15 protein-coding genes are annotated in these 17,552 nt (G+C 66.1%); 11 read left to right on the top strand and 4 right to left on the bottom strand.

Annotated elements, in window-relative coordinates:
* The first annotated feature begins 135 nt into the window (after nt 1–135).
* The 3 genes from ACNQVK_RS27005 to ACNQVK_RS26995 all read left to right on the top strand — a co-directional run bounded on the left by ACNQVK_RS27005 (nt 136) and on the right by ACNQVK_RS26995 (nt 5,355).
* The gene (locus ACNQVK_RS27005) at nt 136–3,006 is read left to right on the top strand and encodes an RND family transporter (RefSeq protein ID WP_418031981.1); all 2,871 of its coding nucleotides are present in this window, start codon (nt 136–138) and stop codon (nt 3,004–3,006) included.
* A gap of 113 nt (nt 3,007–3,119) precedes the next feature.
* Nucleotides 3,120–3,392, top strand: coding sequence for a hypothetical protein (locus ACNQVK_RS27000; protein ID WP_418031980.1), 273 nt, complete (start codon nt 3,120–3,122; stop codon nt 3,390–3,392).
* 553 nt (nt 3,393–3,945) lie between these two features.
* Nucleotides 3,946–5,355: a DUF4185 domain-containing protein gene (locus tag ACNQVK_RS26995; protein WP_418031979.1), complete on the top strand. Its 1,410-nt coding sequence runs from the start codon at nt 3,946–3,948 to the stop codon at nt 5,353–5,355.
* Here ACNQVK_RS26995 and ACNQVK_RS26990 read toward each other — a convergent pair.
* Nucleotides 5,327–5,989, bottom strand: a complete 663-nt coding sequence (locus ACNQVK_RS26990) for a TetR/AcrR family transcriptional regulator (protein ID WP_418031978.1) — start codon at nt 5,987–5,989, stop codon at nt 5,327–5,329. The genes ACNQVK_RS26995 and ACNQVK_RS26990 overlap by 29 nt on opposite strands.
* Nucleotides 5,986–7,323 (bottom strand): aromatic ring-hydroxylating oxygenase subunit alpha, encoded by a 1,338-nt coding sequence (locus tag ACNQVK_RS26985; RefSeq protein WP_418031977.1) that lies wholly within the window; start codon nt 7,321–7,323, stop codon nt 5,986–5,988. The genes ACNQVK_RS26990 and ACNQVK_RS26985 overlap by 4 nt, the downstream gene beginning before the upstream one ends.
* Nucleotides 7,324–7,423: 100 nt before the next feature.
* Here ACNQVK_RS26985 and ACNQVK_RS26980 point away from each other — a divergent pair, with 100 nt between their 5' ends.
* Together ACNQVK_RS26980 and ACNQVK_RS26975 are read left to right on the top strand one after the other, a co-directional pair.
* Nucleotides 7,424–9,184: an N-acyl-D-amino-acid deacylase family protein gene (locus ACNQVK_RS26980; RefSeq protein ID WP_418031976.1), complete on the top strand. Its 1,761-nt coding sequence runs from the start codon at nt 7,424–7,426 to the stop codon at nt 9,182–9,184.
* An 18-nt stretch (nt 9,185–9,202) separates the two neighbouring features.
* Nucleotides 9,203–10,216, top strand: coding sequence for an alpha/beta fold hydrolase (locus ACNQVK_RS26975; protein ID WP_418031975.1), 1,014 nt, complete (start codon nt 9,203–9,205; stop codon nt 10,214–10,216).
* Here the strand turns inward: ACNQVK_RS26975 and ACNQVK_RS26970 are convergent.
* A complete protein-coding gene (locus ACNQVK_RS26970) occupies nt 10,161–10,778 on the bottom strand; it encodes a TetR/AcrR family transcriptional regulator (protein WP_418031974.1) in 618 nt (205 codons plus the stop codon). The two genes, ACNQVK_RS26975 and ACNQVK_RS26970, sit on opposite strands and share 56 nt — an antisense overlap.
* Nucleotides 10,779–10,911: 133 nt before the next feature.
* On the opposite strand from ACNQVK_RS26970, the gene ACNQVK_RS26965 reads away from it, so the two are divergent.
* The 6 genes from ACNQVK_RS26965 (at nt 10,912) to ACNQVK_RS26940 (ending at nt 15,869) form a co-directional block, all read left to right on the top strand.
* On the top strand, nt 10,912–11,862 hold the full coding sequence (locus ACNQVK_RS26965) for a metal-dependent hydrolase (protein ID WP_418031973.1): 951 nt from the start codon (nt 10,912–10,914) through the stop codon (nt 11,860–11,862).
* The gene (locus ACNQVK_RS26960; protein ID WP_418031972.1) at nt 11,855–13,015 is read left to right on the top strand and encodes a hypothetical protein; all 1,161 of its coding nucleotides are present in this window, start codon (nt 11,855–11,857) and stop codon (nt 13,013–13,015) included. The genes ACNQVK_RS26965 and ACNQVK_RS26960 overlap by 8 nt, the downstream gene beginning before the upstream one ends.
* A 68-nt stretch (nt 13,016–13,083) precedes the next feature.
* Nucleotides 13,084–14,139, top strand: a complete 1,056-nt coding sequence (locus ACNQVK_RS26955; RefSeq protein ID WP_418031971.1) for a DUF2993 domain-containing protein — start codon at nt 13,084–13,086, stop codon at nt 14,137–14,139.
* Complete coding sequence (locus tag ACNQVK_RS26950) at nt 14,139–14,696, top strand: chorismate mutase (RefSeq protein ID WP_418031970.1); 558 nt, start codon at nt 14,139–14,141, stop codon at nt 14,694–14,696. The genes ACNQVK_RS26955 and ACNQVK_RS26950 overlap by 1 nt, the downstream gene beginning before the upstream one ends.
* Before the next feature lie 73 nt (nt 14,697–14,769).
* A complete protein-coding gene (locus ACNQVK_RS26945; protein ID WP_418031969.1) occupies nt 14,770–15,441 on the top strand; it encodes a hypothetical protein in 672 nt (223 codons plus the stop codon).
* Nucleotides 15,438–15,869 carry a hypothetical protein gene (locus ACNQVK_RS26940; protein WP_418031968.1) on the top strand — a complete coding sequence of 144 codons (432 nt, stop codon included), beginning with the start codon at nt 15,438–15,440 and terminating at the stop codon, nt 15,867–15,869. Before ACNQVK_RS26945 ends, ACNQVK_RS26940 begins: the two co-directional genes overlap by 4 nt.
* Before the next feature lie 13 nt (nt 15,870–15,882).
* Here ACNQVK_RS26940 and ACNQVK_RS26935 read toward each other — a convergent pair whose 3' ends face one another.
* Complete coding sequence (locus tag ACNQVK_RS26935; RefSeq protein WP_418031967.1) at nt 15,883–17,454, bottom strand: PTS transporter subunit EIIC; 1,572 nt, start codon at nt 17,452–17,454, stop codon at nt 15,883–15,885.
* Nucleotides 17,455–17,552: the final 98 nt, after the last annotated feature.

Genomic DNA, 17,552 nt, shown 5'->3' with positions numbered 1-17,552 from the left:
TTACGCGCGTTTGCGAATGTGTATCGCTTGCGACCTGTCCCACCCGGGCGACAGTGGCCTGATCGAAGGGGCGGGTTGTGTGCAGACCACGGCATCGCGGACACGCGCGGAAGACCGCACCCCGGAGCACACGCGATGAGTAGCCACAGCAGCGGCACGCAGGACAGGTCGGGCATCGCCCGGGCCATCCGTGTGCTGGCGGTACCCATCGTGCTCGGCTGGATCGCTCTGACCGTCCTGACGAATGTGCTCGTCCCGCCGCTGGAGAAGGTCGGTGAGGAGCACACCGTCGGGCTGAGCGCCAATGACGCCCCGGCGATGATCGCCATGCGCAAGATCGGCGCCAATTTTCAAGAGTTCGATTCCGACAGCAACGCCATGGTGGTGCTGGAGGGCGAGCAGCCGCTCGGCGACGACGCGCACCACTACTACGACGGCGTCGTCGACAAGCTCGAGGCCGACACCGCCCACGTGCAGCACGTCGCCGACTTCTGGGGCGACCCGCTGACGGCCTCGGGCGCGCAGAGCAACGATGGCAAGTCGGCTTACGTCCAGGTCTATCTGCGCGGCAACCAGGGCGAGACGCTGGCCAACGAGTCGGTGTCCGCCGTCCGTGAGATCGTCGACCAGTCGTCGCCTCCGCCCGGGGTCAAGGTGTACGTGACCGGCGGCGCGCCGCTGATCAACGACCAGCACCACGCCGGTGACAAGAGCATCGCCAAGGTCACCACCATCACGCTCGTGGTGATCGCCGTGATGCTCGTGCTCGTCTTCAGGTCTGTCGCCACCATGATCCTGGTGCTGGTCATGGTGTTCATGGAGCTCGGCGCTGCCCGCGGCATCGTGGCGTTCCTGGCCTACACCGACATCATCGGGTTGTCGACCTTCGCGGTGAACCTCCTGACGTTGATGGTCATCGCGGCCGGCACCGACTACGCGATCTTCGCGATCGGTCGCTATCAGGAGGCGCGCGGCGCCGGCGAAGACCGAGAAACCGCGTACTACACGATGTTCCGCGGCACCTCTCATGTGGTCCTGGGTTCCGGCATGACCATTGCCGGTGCCATGTTGTGTCTCAGCTTCACGCGCCTGCCGTATTTCCAGACCATGGGTGTGCCGTGTGCTGTGGGCACGTTCGTCGCAGTCGTCGCCGCGCTGACGATGGGCCCGGCGGTCATCGTGATCGGCAGCCGGTTCGGGCGTTTCGAGCCCAAGCGCAACATCCGGTCTCGCGGCTGGCGTCGCGTCGGCATCGCGGTGGTGCGGTGGCCCGGTCCGATCCTGGCCGCGACGCTGGGTCTGGCGCTCGTCGGCCTGCTCACGCTGCCGGGCTACAAGACCAATTACGACGCCCGCAAATACCTGCCCTCCGACCTGCCTGCCAATGTCGGATACGCCGCGGCCGAACGGCATTTCAGCGCCGCCCGGATGAACCCCGAGCTGCTGATGGTGGAGGCCGACCACGACCTGCGAAACCCGGCGGACTTCCTGGTCATCGACAAGATCGCCAAGGGGATCGTCCGGGTGCCCGGCATCTCCCGGGTACAGGCGATCACCCGGCCCAACGGCCGCCCGATCGAGCACACCTCGATCCCGTTCCTGCTCAGCCGGCAGGGCACGACCAACACGATGAACCGGAAGTACCAGCAGGACCGCATGGACGACATGCTGGTTCAGGCCGATGAGATGCAGAAGACCATCGACACGATGGAGCAGATGTCGCGGCTGACCCAGCAGATGGCCGACATCACGCATTCGATGGTGGCCAAGACCAAGGTGATGACCCTCGATATCGCCGAATTGCGCGACAACATCGGCGATTTCGACGATTGGCTGCGTCCGCTGCGTAATTACCTCTATTGGGAGCCGCACTGCGCCGACATCCCGATGTGCTGGTCGATCCGGTCGATCTTCGACACCCTCGACGGCATCGACGCCCTGACCGATGACGTTCAGGAGCTGGTGCCCGAGCTGGAACGGCTGGACACGTTGATGCCGCAGTTGGTCGCGCTGATGCCCGAGCAGATCGAATCCATGAAGTCCATGAAGACGATGATGCTGACGCAGCAGGCCACGCAGGCCGGTCAGCAGGATCAGATGGCCGCGATGCAGGAGAATTCGACGGCCATGGGCAAGGCCTTCGACGAGGCCCGCAATGACGACACGTTCTACCTTCCGCCGGAAGCCTTCGACAACAAGGACTTCAAGCGCGGCATGAAGAACTTCATCTCTCCCGACGGAAAGTCGGTGCGGTTCATCATCAGCCACGAGGGCGATCCCGCGACGCCGGAGGGCGTCAACCATGTGGACCCGATCAAGCTGGCGGCCAAGGAAGCGCTCAAGGGCACGCCGCTGGAAGGCTCGAAGATCTATCTGGCCGGCACCGCGGCCACGTACAAAGACATGAAGGACGGATCGTTCTACGACCTGCTGATCGCCGGAATCGCCGCGGTATCACTGATTTTCATCATCATGCTGCTAATCACACGCAGTGTGGTGGCGGCGGCGGTGATCGTCGGTACGGTGCTGCTGTCCCTCGGCGCGTCATTCGGATTGTCCGTGCTCGTCTGGCAGCACCTTCTCGGGCTGGAACTGCACTGGATGGTGTTGGCGATGTCGGTCATCCTGCTGCTGGCGGTGGGTTCCGACTACAACCTGCTGTTGGTGTCGCGGTTCAAGGAAGAACTGTCCGGTGGCCTGAAGACCGGCATCATCCGGGCGATGGCGGGAACCGGTTCGGTGGTGACCTCGGCGGGCCTCGTGTTCGCCTTCACCATGGCGTCGTTCGCATTCAGCGATCTCAAGGTCATGGCACAGGTCGGCACCACCATCGCACTCGGCCTGCTGTTCGACACCCTCATCGTGCGGTCGTTCATGACCCCTGCGATCGCGGCGCTGCTGGGCCGGTGGTTCTGGTGGCCGCAGGTCATTCAGTCGGCGGCGTCGAAGCGGCGACTGGCCGAGCTACAGCGCCGGCCGACATACAAAGCCTCCGCACAGCCCTGACTTAATAAGCAGACCTAACCTAATTGATGGAAGCCGGAAAACATCCGCTTCCGCTGACTCTGGACCGACGGGGCGATCCATAGTCTGGTTCTGCAAGTCAGAGGGGTTGGAAGATGCTGAAGTCCATCGCCATCAGCGCCGCAGCGGCCGGCGCACTGGGCCTGGCCGCACTGGGGATCAGCACGGGGGTGGCCAATGCGGCCCCCGCGCCGGTCGCCGGATCGGGAGTCGGTTGGGCCGAGCACCCCGGGTGGGGTTACGGCCCCGGCCCGTGGGGCCCGCCGCCGCCGCCGCCCGCCTACGGGGCCGGTTGGGGCTACGGCGGCTATGGTCCGCCGTCGGTGTGTGCCACCGGGCCGTTCCGGTTGGTGCAGGTCTGTAGCTGACAGGCAAAAGAAACTGCCCATGTGCGAGCCGAAAACCCTCGCACATGGGCAGTTTCGTTCAATTACTTCTTGTTGCCCCCAGGCCGCGGGGGTGGCGGCGGCTTGGCCTTGGTCGTCGGCTCGAACTTGCCGCCCTTTTTCGGATCGAATGTTCCGGCCATGGTGATCCCTCTCGCTCGTTTCGATAGTTCCACCACTTCCCACCGTAACCACGATGGCAAGGCCCGGCGGGGCGAACGGCGATGAACAACTGAGAGTTCGGTGTGAACCGTGCAGGTGCCAACGGTTTTCGCAGCGGATCGGCGCGACGAGGCCGACGAGAATCACGATGAGCAGAACGTAGCCGGCCATGCCGGGTCACGGTGGTGGCGCGTGGCAAGGCAACACGCCGGGTCTGGTTGCGACACGGTCACGGGACGATACCTTTCGGTACATCACCGGTCACATCGGCAACATTGATCACTAACGTCACATCAGCCAACTGTGACGTCATGTCGACGTCCCTGCATTGGGAAGGTGTGACATGTCGCGACGTCCTCGAGGTGCTTCGACGATGGCAGCGGCGGCCGCAATCGGACTCGTCGTCGCCGTCGGCGTAGCGCCCTCGGCATCGGCTGAACCATGTGAAGGTGCTGCTGCGGCCGCGCAACCCCTCCCTAACCAGGCCTTCCAGATCCCCAAGCCGTCCAGGCTCGCCCCGCTCAACCGGCCGATCGGGCACATGCCCGCCGGGGCCAACGACCGGGCTCCGCTGCCGAAGCTCGGGCAGTTGCCGCTGGCCCTGCTCAAGGCGCTGATGCCCAACTCCGGGCAGGTCAGGCAGAAGGCGGCGGTCGTCCCGGCACCCAATCCCGGCGGCGCCCAGCCTGTCCCGAACGCGGCACAACCGGCACCGGCCCCGGCGGCGGCTGCGCCCGCACCGGCTCCCGCGGCTCAACCGGCGCCAGGGGCGCCTCCCGGCACATCGATCGTCGGGTGGGTGACCGGCCCCGACAGCCCCAACCAGACGATCAAGCGCTTCGCCATCACCGGCACCGACCTCGGAATCATGTGGGACAACGGGGATCCGGTGAACCGTCAGGTACTCATGGCCTTCGGCGACACCAACGGATACTGCGGCATTCCCGGCAAGCAGTGGCGATACAACGCGCTGTTCCGCAGCCAGGACGGATCGCTGTCGAACACCGTCGCTGTGCCCGACGGTGTGGTCGCCAACAAATACTCGGGTTCTCCGGTGTGGCGCCAGGGTATTTCGAAGCAGATCATCAACAGCATCGGCCGGGCGCCGGAGGAGACCGGCATCATCCCGACCGCGGGCGTCGCCGTCGGGCGCAACCAGTATCTGAACTTCATGTCGATCCGGAACTGGGACAGCCCCGGAGCATGGTCGACCAACTTCTCGGCGATCGCGATGTCGCCGGACAACGGTGAGAACTGGGGTGTCTACCCGGGGACCATCCGTCCGCCCGGTGGCGGCAACGAGAACTTCCAGATGGGCGCATTCCTCAAGCCTGGCCCGGGAGATCCGTACATCTACACCTTCGGCACCCCGAACGGGCGCGGCGGGTCGGCCTATATCGCGCGGGTGTCGCCGGCCTTCATTCCGGACCTCACGAAATACGAGTACTTCAACGCCGACAACAATGCCTGGGTGCCGGGCAATCCGGCGGCGGCGACACCGGTGATCCCGGGTCCCGTCAGCGAGATGTCAGCCCAGTACAACACCTATCTCAAGCAGTACCTGGTGCTGTACGGCAACGGGATGAACGACGTGGTGATGCGGACCGCGCCGGCCCCTCAGGGGCCGTGGAGCCCGGAGCAGTTGATCGCACCGTCGTCACAGATCCCCGGCGGCATCTACGCGCCGTATCTGCATCCGTGGTCGACGGGCAAGGAGCTGTACTACAACCTCTCGCTGTGGTCGGCCTACAACGTCATGCTGATGAAGACCGTGTTGCCCTGACCCGTCCATTGGTCTGTCGCCCAGGTGACAACGGCGCCAGCATCGCCTCGAGGCCGTATTCGAACACCGCGTCGTAGTCGGTGGGGGACTGCAGGGCCGCGACGAGGGCCTGATCGGGCCAATCCGCGGTCCACAGCGACGGGTCCTCCTCCTGGTGCCGCGGGCCCCGTACAGCCGAGAACAGCATCACCGCAGAGGCGGTCACGTGCACCTGCACGGCCCGCAGCACCAGTGCGGCGCGGGCCCCGGTGAGGCCCGCCTCGGCCAGTTCGGCGGCGAGTTTCTGCTGGACCGGCAGGAACAACGTCGGTGTCCGGTCCCGCTCGTGGGCGATCGCCAGGAGATGCTGGCGGCGGATCAGCAGGCTGCGCTGGTTGCGGGCAAGCGCGGCAATCCGATTCACCGGAGTGTCGCCCTCCATGGGCAGCCCGGCCATCTCGGCGACCAAGCGGTCGACCAGGCTGTCGAAGAGCGCGTCACGGCCGCCGACATGCCAGTAGATCGAGGTGACGGCCACGCCGATCCGCTCGGCGAGCCCGCGCATCGAGAATGCGTCCACCCCATCGGATTCGATGAGACCGGCCGCCGCGTCGAGGATGACGTCGGCGTCGATCGGCTTTGCCTTCGGACTCATCCGCCGGCTTCCGCCTGACAGATGCGTTCTGGCCCGGGCAGGTCGAGGTAGCGCTCGAGATTGCGGTGCATGTTGATGATTCTCCGCTCCTCGGCCGACAGCACCAGATGGGTGAACCCCGGCTGGTGCATACCGCGCTGCAGGCCGGTCAGTACGGCGATGTCCTGGCTCATCACCACGCCGGGGTGGGCTTCGTCGGCGCCCATCCGGACGTCCGTCGGCCTGACCCGCGGTGCTTGCGGCGGCATGCGGGTCATCAGCGTCATCACGAGCTGCCCTCGGTCGGGGTCGGGGCCGGGCAATGACGTCATCACCGTCAGATGGTCGGCGCTGGCCAGCAGGGTCAGGTTGGGGAAGACGTTGTACTGGTGCAGACACATCACCTGGTCGGTGCTGGCCCACCCGATGTCGACGCCGCGCCCGGCCGCGAATTCCTTGATCTGCGTGGCGATCACGTCGGCCACCGTCTGGCCGTGGGACTGCCGGTCACGGGGAAAGGGAGTGCCTTCGGCCACGCCCATCAGCGCGCCCTGGGTGTACACGTAGGCGTCCCACACTTCTTCGTCGCTCAGCGATCCGGCGAGTCGCGGGCTGGGAACTCCGTAGAGGGATTCGGATTTGCCGGTGTGGCCCCAGATCTTCTGTGGTGCGTACACGTCGTCCATGCACCGGTGCAGTTCGGGATGCAGCGTCTGGACGTGATAGGTCTCGCTGTAGCCGTCGGCGATCGTCTTCCAGTTGGCGTCGACGTCGATGGTCATCGTTGCGTAGCAACGGAAGTCGCCGAGGCCGCACCAGGCGATGTCGCCGGGGACCGCCTCCAGGTAGTCGGCCAGGGGCATCGCACCGGGGTCGAGGTTGACGAAGACCAGCCGTTCCCATGTGTCGACCCGCACCGGAGCCAGCGGAAACTCGGACATGTGCACCGACCCGAACCCCTTGCGGTTCGGGATCCGTTTGAGCGCCCCGGCCAGGTCCCAGGTCCAGCCGTGATACCCGCATTTCAGTTCCCGCAGCGAGGAACCGGCGCCGGTGCACAGGGCGTTGCCGCGATGGCGGCAGGCGTTCTGGAAGGCGCGCAACCCACCGTCGTCCCCGCGGACGATCAGCACCGAATAGGGGCCGCAACGGTATTCGAAGTAGTCGCCCGCCTCGGCCACGTGATCGACCGTGCATGCGACCTGCCAGACCCGCGGCCACATGCGCTCCACCTCGAGTTGGGCGAACGCCGGTGAGACGTAGCGTTCGGCCGGCACCAGGGTGGGGCGCGCGGGTGGATCACCGATCGCGTCCACCCGTCGTGGGTGGTCGGTGTGCGTGGAACTCAGGGCCATGGAGGTGCCTCCCACTGAGAAGGACAAACTCGGGACGGTGGCAATGTAACGGTGTTACATTGCCACCGTAGCGGCCTCCACGCCTCAAGGGAGCAAAAACGTGTTCGATCTCAAAATTACCGGCGGCACCGTCGTCGACGGGACCGGTGCGGACCGGTTCACCGCCGATGTCGCGATCAAGGACGGCAAGATCGTCGAGGTGCACCGGCGCGGCGCCGACGACCCGGCCCTGGGCGGCGATGCAGCCGAAACCATCGACGCCACAGGCAAGATCGTGGCCCCCGGCTTCGTCGACATTCACACCCACTACGACGGCCAGGTCTCCTGGGACGCCGTGCTCGAGCCGTCCAGCAACCACGGCGTCACCACCGTGGTGGCGGGCAACTGCGGTGTCGGCTTCGCGCCGGTCCGGCCCGGCCAGGAAGAGTGGCTGATCTCCCTGATGGAGGGCGTCGAGGACATCCCCGGCACGGCCCTGACCGAGGGCATCACCTGGGGCTGGGAGACCTTCGGCGAATACCTGGACGTGATCGGGCAGCGCGAACTGGCCGTCGACATGGGCACTCAGATCGCCCACGGCGCCATCCGGGCCTACGCCATGGGGGAGCGTGGCGCCCGCAACGAGCCGGCGAACCCCGATGACATCAAGGCCATGGCGAGGCTGGTGCAGGAGGCCATCGAGGCCGGGGCACTTGGCTTTTCGTCGTCGCGCACCATTGCGCACACCGCCATGGACGGCGAGCCGGTGCCCGGCACCTTCGCCGCCGAGGACGAGTTGTTCGCCCTGGGCCGGGCCACCGCGGCCGGTGGCGCGGCGGTGTTCGAGCTGGCCCCGCAGGGCGCCGCCGGCGAAGACATCGTCGCACCCAAGAAGGAACTCGAATGGATGCGCCGCCTCGGTGAGGAGATCGACTGCGCGCTCAGCTTCGCCCTGATCCAGGTCGACGCCGATCCCAATCTGTGGCGCGAGCAGCTCGATCTGTCGGCAGCGGCGCACCAGGCCGGCAGCCGGTTGTTCCCGCAGGTGGCGGCGCGGCCGTTCGGCATGCTGCTGGGCTTTCCCGGTCACCACGCCTTCACCCACCGCCCGACCTACCGGCGCCTGCAGGCCGAATGCACGCGTGAGGAGCTGGCCGAGCGGCTCGCGGACCCGAAGGTGCGCGCGGCGATCCTGGCCGAGGAAGACCTGCCGATCGACCCGGGCAAGCTGTTCGACGGCATGTTCATGCTGGCGCAGAATGCGGCAAATCGCCTGTACCACATCGGGGAACCGCCGGACTACGAACCGACCGAGGAACGCACTGTTGCGGCGATCGCCAAGCAGCGCGGCCTGGACCCGCTGGCCGCGATGTACGACCTGATGCTCGAGGCCAACGCGGGCGCGATGCTGATGTACCCGATGTTCAACTACTCCGACGGCAACCACGATGCGATCCGGGAGATGCTCACTCACCCGGCCGGCGTGCTGGGCCTGTCCGACGGCGGCGCGCACTGCAGCATGATCTGCGATGCCTCCTACCCGACGTTCCTGCTGACGCACTGGGCCCGCGACCGTCATCGCGGCGAGAAGCTGCCGCTGGAGTACGTGATCCGCAAGCAGTCGCACGACACCGCGCAGCTCTACGGGATGTCGGACCGCGGCGTCATCAGCGTGGGCAAGAAAGCCGACGTCAACGTCATCGACCTGGACGCGCTGACCTTGCACGCGCCGAAGATGGCGTATGACCTCCCCGCAGGCGGAAAGCGGTTGGTGCAGGGCGCGAGTGGTTACGACGCGACGATCGTGAGCGGCACGGTGACCCGCAGGCACGGCGTCGACACCGGTGCCCGCCCGGGTCGGCTGGTGCGCGGGATCCGCTGATCCGTAGGGTCTTTCGCCATGGCGGATTTTCGTTACGATCCGCGTCAGCGCCCGGCGCAACCTCCGGCGCCGGCTGCTGACGCTTTCACCATCCACACTGCCGTTGTCGCCGAAGAGGTTTCGCTGGCATTTGTCCGCGAGGGCATCGGCGGTGTGCCCCTTCTGCTGGTGCACGGCTATCCCGAGACCAAGCGGATCTGGTGGCGCAACATCGAGGCCCTGGCCGCGGCAGGCTTCGAGGTCATCGTCCCGGACCTGCGCGGTATGGGTGACAGCTCGACGCCGCCCGACGACCGGCACGACATCGTCACGTACTCCCGCGATCTGTATGCGCTGGTGCACGACGAGCTGGGGCACGAGTCCTGCCTGATCGCCGCGAGCGATGTCGGGGCTGTGGTCAGCACCGACCTGATTCACCGGTTTCCCGGATTCGTCACGCAGTTCTGTGTTTTCAACACCGTGCCGCCCATGGCCGTCGACTACTCGGGAATCGGCACGCGGCATCCGGGATCGGTCGGCGGTGCGGCCGACCCCACCGGCGACTACCGGTGGATGCAGGGTGCCTTCCCCGACGAACTCGCCGCAATGCTGACCACACCCGAGGCGCGCAGGCAGTGGGTGGCGGCGATGTACACCAATCGGTTGTGGGGCTCGGCCTACGCGTTCAACCAGTCCGACGTGGATTTCATGACCGAGCCGTTCGCCGACGAGGCGCGGCTACGCGCGGGCTGGGCGTCCTACCAACTGGCTTACGGCCGCGCGATGTCCGACATCCCGTTGATGGATGCGGTCGAGGTGCCCACGTTGGTGCTGTACGGACCCGACGATCATGTGGTCGGCGAGGATTTCGTCCCCCGCACCGAGCGCGCGTTTCTCAATCGCATCGGGCCGTTGGTGATTCCGGGTGCGGGTCACTTCCTACAGTGGGAGCGCGCCGACATCTTCAACCGGCTGATCCCCGCGGTGTTCGGCGACGTCATCGCGAACCATCGGCGGGCTGCGCCAGAATCGACCCGCCCAGCCAGCGTCTGACGAAGCGCCGCAGTTCCTCGGGGCTGCGGGTGGGATCGTTCGGCGCGACGAAGAACGACAGCATCGTGCGCAGGGTGAACTCCACCAGGTCGCGCAGCGATGATTCGTCGTACCCGTACTTCTCCCAGTCGACGTCGAAGCGCGTGATCATCCGCATACCGAACGCCTGGCCTTCGTCGGAGGCCACGTTGACCGAGCTGGCCGCGGCCTGGGGTCCCGACAGCATGATGCGCAGGTGCGGTATCCGGGCGACCTCCGCCAAGGTGAACATGACGCCCTCGGTCATCGCCTCGGCGGGATCGGTGATGCCGCGCACGCTCTCGGCGAGCCGGTCGAGAAACCCGTCGACCGTGGCGATGGCCGCCGCGTGCATCAGGGTCTCGGCCGTGGGGAAGTAGCGGTACACGGTCTGGCGGATGACGCCGAGCGATGCCGCGACGTCGGCGATGCTGATGCTGGTGCCGGTCTCGGCGATCAACCGCACGGCCGCGGCCACGATGCGTTCCGAGGCTTCCTCGTCGCTGCCGGGCGGCTGCCCGTCCCACCCCCGCCTACGCGCCACGGTCTGGATTCCTGGCCGGCAACATCCCTGCAGGATATCGCCACCTGTCGTTGACGGGCCGCATCCGCGTGTAGTAATCATACAAAGCAAGCGTTGCTTGTATGATTACTTTGGACGAGCTGAGGTGGCACCGATGACGGATCTGATCGTGCGGAAGATGCGGTTCGCGTTCGCGGACCACCGTGTCCCGTTCCTGTGGAACGAGGACAACCCGGCCTTCTCGTCGATGGCCAATGCCGTGTCGTTCCTGGCCATCGCCTTCGAGAAGATGATCGGCCAGATGATCACCGAGGCCATGCCGTTCATCACGGATCCCGAGGTGGCCGAGGAGGCCCAGGCCTTCGTGCGGCAGGAGGGTCAGCACTCGATGGCCCACCGTCAGCACGCCAAGGGACTGCTCAAGACGTACCCGGCCTTGAAGGAAACCCTCGACGAGGTGATCAAGGCGTTCGACGACCTCACCGCAGAGACTCCGCTGAAGTACCGGTTGGCCTACACCGCCGATCTGGAGGCGACGTTCACGCCGGTCTTCAAGTTGATGCTCGATCATGACGACACGCTGTTCGCTCCGGGGGACGACCGGGTGGCGTCACTGTTCCTGTGGCACTTCGTCGAAGAGGTCGAGCACCGCAGTTCGGCGCTGATCATCTACGACGCGGTCGCGGATGACCCGTGGTACCGGATGCGGGTCGCCCCGTCGATCTTCAAGCACGTCTGGGCAGTGATGAAAATCGCCTGCGAGGGGTTCAACAAGCACGTTCCGCTGGAGGAACGCAAGATCGACGCCCTGTCGATGTTCGGCATGCAGGCACGGAAAAAGACACTGCTGCAGAAGCTTCCGTTCGGCAACGCCCCCTATGACGGACCGATCGCAAACGCATTCGCGCACCTGCCCAAACGGGAGATGCTGACGGCCGTCGCGGGCGTGGTTCGCAGCCAGATCCCGGGCCACAACCCGGCCCACGAGAAGCTGCCGGTGCTGGCCGACGAATGGTTCCGCCGTTATGAGGAGGGCTACGAGGTGACGCAGTGGTACACCGCCGGCGACGCCGCGGAGCAGAAAGCGACCACCGCCGATGTCTGATCTGTGTACCCCGACCTTCTCGGGTTTGGCTGAACGCCTGGGATTTTCGTGTGACACCGCTGGAGGACTGGTCGAGTTCCGCAACCCGTTCGGGCTGGAGAACTGGACGCTGCCGGTGCTGGAGATCACCGTGATCGTCGGCGCGGTGCTGGCCCTGGTGTACGCCATCGTGCGGCTGCGCCGGCACAACGACCCGACCAACCTGGTGTTGTGGTTCGGTGCCATCGCCTATCTGCTGATCATCGAACCGCCGCTGTATTTCCCGGGCGCGTTCGGGATCGCCGACCACGTCGACACGATGTTCGCGCACAACGTGTTCACCGTCGACTTCCTGTGGGGCCGGCTGCCGCTCTACATCGTGGCGATCTACCCGATGATGGCGACGGTGGCCTACGAGATCGTCCGGATCCTCGGGGTCTTCCGCAGGCGCGGTGTGCTGGTCGGCGCGATCTGTGTCGGGTTCGTCCACCACGCGTTCTACGAGATCTTCGACCACATCGGGCCACAGCTGCGGTGGTGGGAGTGGACCCTGGACCATCCGATGAACCAGCCGTTCTTCGATTCGGTGCCGCTGCCCAGCGTGGTCGTGTTCGCGGCCCTGTGGCCGATGTCGCTGGCGTTCTGCGTACAACTGTTCGTCGGCCGCCACGTCCAGGACGGCAAGACGTTCACCGGCTTGCAGATCCTGTGGCGCACCGTCGTGGTCGGCGTGCTGGCGTCGATCGGCACCGCGATCCTGCCGCTGCCCGCCACGCTCGCCGCGACGATCTCGGGGAGCACCGCGGTAGGCGGGGTGGTCTATGCCGCCGAACTCGTGGTGCTCACCGTGGTGGCGATTCCGGTGCTGTTCAGTCAGTGGTCGAGCCTGCGCAAGGACCGCGACCCGGCCACCGTGCGCCATTCGAACCCGCTCATCCTGGGCTACGCCGCGGTGTATCTGGCCGTCATGACGGTCCTGTGGCTGACGGCCCTGCCGGCGTACTTCGGTGCCGTCGACGGTGTCACCTCCAACGGTGATCCGATCGGCAGCCTCGCCTACGCGGTGATCTGCGTGCTCATCGCTGGGTTGTCGATCGCCGCGGCCGCTACCGCAAACCCGGCTGAACTGCAGAAACCGCTCGATGTGGAGACATCGGACAGCGTCGGAAGCTAGGTATGGGCGGCGGATTCACAGGCGCGCCACACCGCTGACGCGATGTGTGATGGGGCAGAATTGCGGAGATGCCGACACCGCCGCAACGCCCTGGCGATCCCGGCCGGCGAGGCGCGCCAGGCCGGGGTCCGGTGCCGCCGCCCGACCCCGCCACCCGGCGACTGCCCCGACCGGGACGCCCCGAGGCGCCGACCGAACAGATCCGGGCACGCCAACAGCCGCCCGAGGTCGCGACCGAGAAGATCCGGGCGCGGTATCAAGCCCCGGAGGCGGCGACCGAGAAAATCGCGCAGAACCGCCCACCGGTCGCGCCCCGGCCCGGGGGGCCACCTCCGCCGCCGCTGCCCCCGGTCGAGCCCAATCGGTCGCCGCCTCCTGAGCCTGCCAAGCCGTCGTCACGATGGCGCAACCCGCTGGCGATCATCCTCGCGGCCGTCATCGTCGTCGCGCTTGTGGTGATCGGGCTGACCGGCGCCGAACTGTACGCCCGGCACAAAGCGGGCTCGGTGCTCGTCGCCGTGACCGAATGTGTGGTGGAGGACAGTGCCACCGTCTCGTTCGGGGTGAAACCGCCGTTCCTGTGGCAGCACATCACCGGCCACTACACCAACATCTCGGTGGAAACCGGCGGCAAGCAGGTGCAGGCCGCCAAGGGCATGACCGCAGACGTGGCGCTGTCCGACATCCGGTTGCAGGGCACCGAGGATTCCAAGGGCACCATCGGATCGTTGAGCGCCACGCTGAGCTGGACGTCGGCCGGTATCAAGGACACGGTGGCCGAGAACCTGCCCGGCGTCGGCTCCCTGGTCACCGATGTCAGCACCGACCCGTCGGCGGGAACCATCACCATCGAGGCGGTGGGGGACACCAAGGTGACGGCAAAGCCGTTGGTGAACGACGGACACCTGAACCTGGAGATCACCGACGTCAGCGGTCCGTTCGAGAAAGACACCGTGCAGGCAGCGCTCGACGGCCTCATGACGAAGCTGAACGACGCCTACCCGCTCGGGATCCACGCGGACAGCGTCTCGGTGACCGACACCGGTGTGGTGGGCAAGTTCTCCAGCCAGAACGCGTCCATTCCCAACGACGAATCCGACGACGCCTGCTTCGCGAAGCTCTGATGCGGGTACGAATCGCGGCGGCCGGGGCGGTGACGCTCGCGGCGCTGATCGGCGCTCCGCTCGCCCGCGCCCAGGAACCCGGCCCGCTACTGCCGCTGGTCGACGCCGCGGCGCAGCGCCTGCAGACCGCGGACCCGGTGGCTGCCAACAAGTTTCGCAACGGTGGATCGATCGAGGACCCGCGCCGCGAGCAGCAGGTGATCGATGCCACCACTGCCGAGGCTGCCGGCCGCCACATCGACCCGGCCTACGTGGCCCAGGTTTTCCGGGATCAGATCGACGCGACCGTGGCCGTGGAACACGGACTGTTCTCGCAATGGAAGCTGGATCCGGTAACCGCTCCCGCAAGCGCGCCCGATCTCGCGGCGTCGAGAACCACCATCGACGGGCTCAACCACACGATGGTGAACGAGATCGCCGACCAGTGGCCGACCCTGCATTCACCGTCGTGCCCGGCCGACCTGGCGAGCGCCATCGATGGCGTGGCCACGGCGCGAAATCTTGATCCGCTGTATCGGCAGGCGCTGGACTACGCCACCAGGTCTTATTGCCGCTGACCGTCGGGCGCATTCGGGAATTGACGTTTCTGTCGACGGTGCGCGGGTACTCCTGGCCGCAGGAGGTCTTGAAATGCCTACATGGAGTTGGATCGTCATCGCTGTAGTCGTCGTGGTGATCGTGCTGCTAGCGGTGATCGTGGCCGCATCGATGATGCGTCAGAGGCGCAGCGAGCGGCTCAAGGATCAGTTCGGCCCGGAATATGAGCACACCGTCGAGAAAGCCGGTGGTCAGCGTGCTGCGGAGCGGGAATTGCTTGCGCGCGAACGGAAGCACAACAAGCTCAAGATCAATGAGTTGCCCCCCGAATCCCGGGCGCGGTACGTCGAAGCGTGGGGTGTGACCCAGGCAGGGTTCGTCGACGACCCGTCGAAATCGGTCGGTGAGGCAGATCGCCTGGTGACCGAGGTGATGCGCGAACGGGGTTATCCGATAGACGATTTCGAGCAGCGTGCTGCCGACGTCTCGGTCGATCACCCCAAGGTGGTCGAGCACTACCGCGCCGCGCACATCCTGCACCTTGCTCAAGAGCAGGGTGACATCGGCACCGAGGCGCAACGTGAGGCGATCGTGCACTATCGCGCGCTCTTCGAGCAGTTGGTCGGCGCTGGACCCGGAACACAGGCCGGGCCCGATCCCCGGGCCGCCGAACATGTGACGCAGACCGAACACGACAACCCGGCCCGGCGTGAGACCGGCAAGAACGAAGCCGGCACGGATTCCACCAAGGAGGCGCGAGCATGACCACCCACGACGAACAAGCGACAACCGCCCGACCGCAGGCCGCGGAAGTGCCGGAGACCCGGGCCGCGGAAGTGCCGGAGTCTGAGGGTGGGGACACGGCGGTGCCTGCGCACGAGGCAGATTCAGGAGCTGCCGAGGCCGAGCCGTCGAGCGAGGACAACACGATGTTGTTCGCCGGCGAGCATCGGTCGGGATTGCACTCGCGCTGGAACGACGTTCAGGCGGCTTTCGTCGACGACCCGAAAGAGTGTGTGCAGAAAGCGGACAACCTTGTCGCCGAAGTCGTCGAGGAGCTCACCGCGAGCTTCGCCGACACCCGGTCCCGGCTTGAGGCGCAATGGTCTCGGGGCGAGGAGGCGTCCACCGAGGATCTCCGCGTGGCTCTGACGCGCTATCGCGATTTCTTCCAGCGGCTGCTGTCGGTGTGAGGCCCGTGAAGGGCTACAAACTGTCCACTATGGCGTTTTTCAGGGCCTCGGAACTGGTGCCGAACACCGCCTGAACGCTGTTCCCGACCTCGATGACGCCTGCGGCGCCGAGGGCCTTCAGCCGGTCTTGGTCGACCTTGCTCTTGTCGGCGACCTCCATGCGGAGCCGGGTGATGCAGGCATCGACATTGACGAGGTTGTCCCGGCCGCCGAAAGCCGCGATGATCTGTTCGGCCTGAGTGTCCGCGCGCGCGGGTGCGGTCAACGTGCCGGTGCCGCCTGCGGTCACCGAGGTGGTGGAATCGGCGCCCTCACCGAGGTTGGCCCGTTCCTCGGCCTCGAACTCCGTCTCGGGTTCACGGCCGGGTGTGAGCATGTTCCACCTCTTGATCGCGACGTAGAACAACACGAAGTAGACGATCGAGAACACCGCTCCCATCACGATCAACAGCCAGATGTTCTTCGCCGCGGGCGCCCCGCCGTACAACAACAGGTCGAGGAGCCCGGCCGAGAACGAGAAGCCCAGGTGGATGTCGAGCAGGTAGGCGATCGCCAGGGACAGCCCGGTCAGGACCGCATGGATGACGTAGAGCGGGAACGCCACGAACATGAACGCGAATTCCAGCGGTTCGGTCACGCCGGTCAGGAACGCGGTGAGGGCGGCTGCCGAGAGGATGCCGACCGCCACCTTGCGTTGCTTCTTGTTCGCGGCGAGGATCATCGCCAGTGCCGCGGCGGGCAGACCGAACATCAATACCGGGTAGAACCCCGAGGTGAGGATGCCCGCTGTCGGGTCGCCCGCCGCGAACCGGGTGAGCTCACCGGTGACCACGGTGCCGTCCGCGTTCTGATAGTCGCCGTAGAGGAACCACACGTAGGAGTTCGGGATGTGGTGCAGGCCCAGGGGAATCAGCATGCGGTTGGCGAATCCGTAGACGAACGCCCCCAGCGCACCGCTGCCGCCGATGAACCGGCCCAGCCCGGTCAGTCCCGCGTCGAAGATCGGGTAGAAGTAGCTCATCAGGAAGGCGATGAACAAGCTCGCCACGGATACCACGATCGGGACGAACCGCCGTCCCCCGAAAAATCCGAGATAGGACGGTAATTGGATGGTGTGGTACCGGTCGAACAACCATGCCGTCACCAGACCCACCACGATTCCGGCGAACACGCTGTAGTTGATCTGGGCTTGATCGCCGGCCTTGTCCACCTCGCCGGCCAGCACGATGGGGGACATGGTCTTGAAGACCGCCGCCATCACCAGGTAGCCGACCACCGCTGCCAGCGCCGTCGAGCCGTCGGCCTTGCGGGCGAAGCCGATCGCGACACCGACCGCGAACAGCAGGGGCAGGTTGGTGAACAGCGCGTCGCCTGCGGCACTCATCGCCTTGAAGAAGGGGCCGATGACGGGCGAGTCGATCCGGCCCAGCAGGTCGGGTTGGCCCAGCCGCAGCAGGATGCCGGCGGCGGGCAGCACTGCGATCGGCAGCATCAGGCTCTTACCGAGTCTTTGCAGTTGTGCGAACGCTGGTATGCGCAGACCGGATTTCGCCTGTGCTACTTCAGATTTCGTCGTATCGCTCATAGCCTTATCGCCCTCCTGGCCACCCAGCGTGACCCGCCGCGAAGCTGAGCGGAAGCTTAGACGAGAACCCGTAAACTTGAGGCCGTCTTCCGGCCGCG

Origin of the sequence: Mycobacterium sp. 134 (assembly GCF_048282715.1) — a bacterium.
Lineage (GTDB): Bacteria > Actinomycetota > Actinomycetes > Mycobacteriales > Mycobacteriaceae > Mycobacterium > Mycobacterium septicum.
This window is presented reverse-complemented; position numbering and strand designations above follow the sequence as displayed.

What these genes read in the sequence shown, in the direction of transcription:
- ACNQVK_RS27005 (WP_418031981.1), top strand. Translation starts at nt 136, where the DNA reads ATGAGTAGCCACAGCAGCGGCACGCAGGACAGGTCGGGCATCGCCCGG.
- ACNQVK_RS27000 (WP_418031980.1), top strand. Translation starts at nt 3,120, where the DNA reads ATGCTGAAGTCCATCGCCATCAGCGCCGCAGCGGCCGGCGCACTGGGC.
- ACNQVK_RS26995 (WP_418031979.1), top strand. Translation starts at nt 3,946, where the DNA reads ATGGCAGCGGCGGCCGCAATCGGACTCGTCGTCGCCGTCGGCGTAGCG.
- ACNQVK_RS26990 (WP_418031978.1), bottom strand. Translation starts at nt 5,989, where the DNA reads ATGAGTCCGAAGGCAAAGCCGATCGACGCCGACGTCATCCTCGACGCG.
- ACNQVK_RS26985 (WP_418031977.1), bottom strand. Translation starts at nt 7,323, where the DNA reads ATGGCCCTGAGTTCCACGCACACCGACCACCCACGACGGGTGGACGCG.
- ACNQVK_RS26975 (WP_418031975.1), top strand. Translation starts at nt 9,203, where the DNA reads ATGGCGGATTTTCGTTACGATCCGCGTCAGCGCCCGGCGCAACCTCCG.
- ACNQVK_RS26965 (WP_418031973.1), top strand. Translation starts at nt 10,912, where the DNA reads ATGACGGATCTGATCGTGCGGAAGATGCGGTTCGCGTTCGCGGACCAC.
- ACNQVK_RS26960 (WP_418031972.1), top strand. Translation starts at nt 11,855, where the DNA reads ATGTCTGATCTGTGTACCCCGACCTTCTCGGGTTTGGCTGAACGCCTG.
- ACNQVK_RS26955 (WP_418031971.1), top strand. Translation starts at nt 13,084, where the DNA reads ATGCCGACACCGCCGCAACGCCCTGGCGATCCCGGCCGGCGAGGCGCG.
- ACNQVK_RS26950 (WP_418031970.1), top strand. Translation starts at nt 14,139, where the DNA reads ATGCGGGTACGAATCGCGGCGGCCGGGGCGGTGACGCTCGCGGCGCTG.
- ACNQVK_RS26945 (WP_418031969.1), top strand. Translation starts at nt 14,770, where the DNA reads ATGCCTACATGGAGTTGGATCGTCATCGCTGTAGTCGTCGTGGTGATC.
- ACNQVK_RS26940 (WP_418031968.1), top strand. Translation starts at nt 15,438, where the DNA reads ATGACCACCCACGACGAACAAGCGACAACCGCCCGACCGCAGGCCGCG.
- ACNQVK_RS26935 (WP_418031967.1), bottom strand. Translation starts at nt 17,454, where the DNA reads ATGAGCGATACGACGAAATCTGAAGTAGCACAGGCGAAATCCGGTCTG.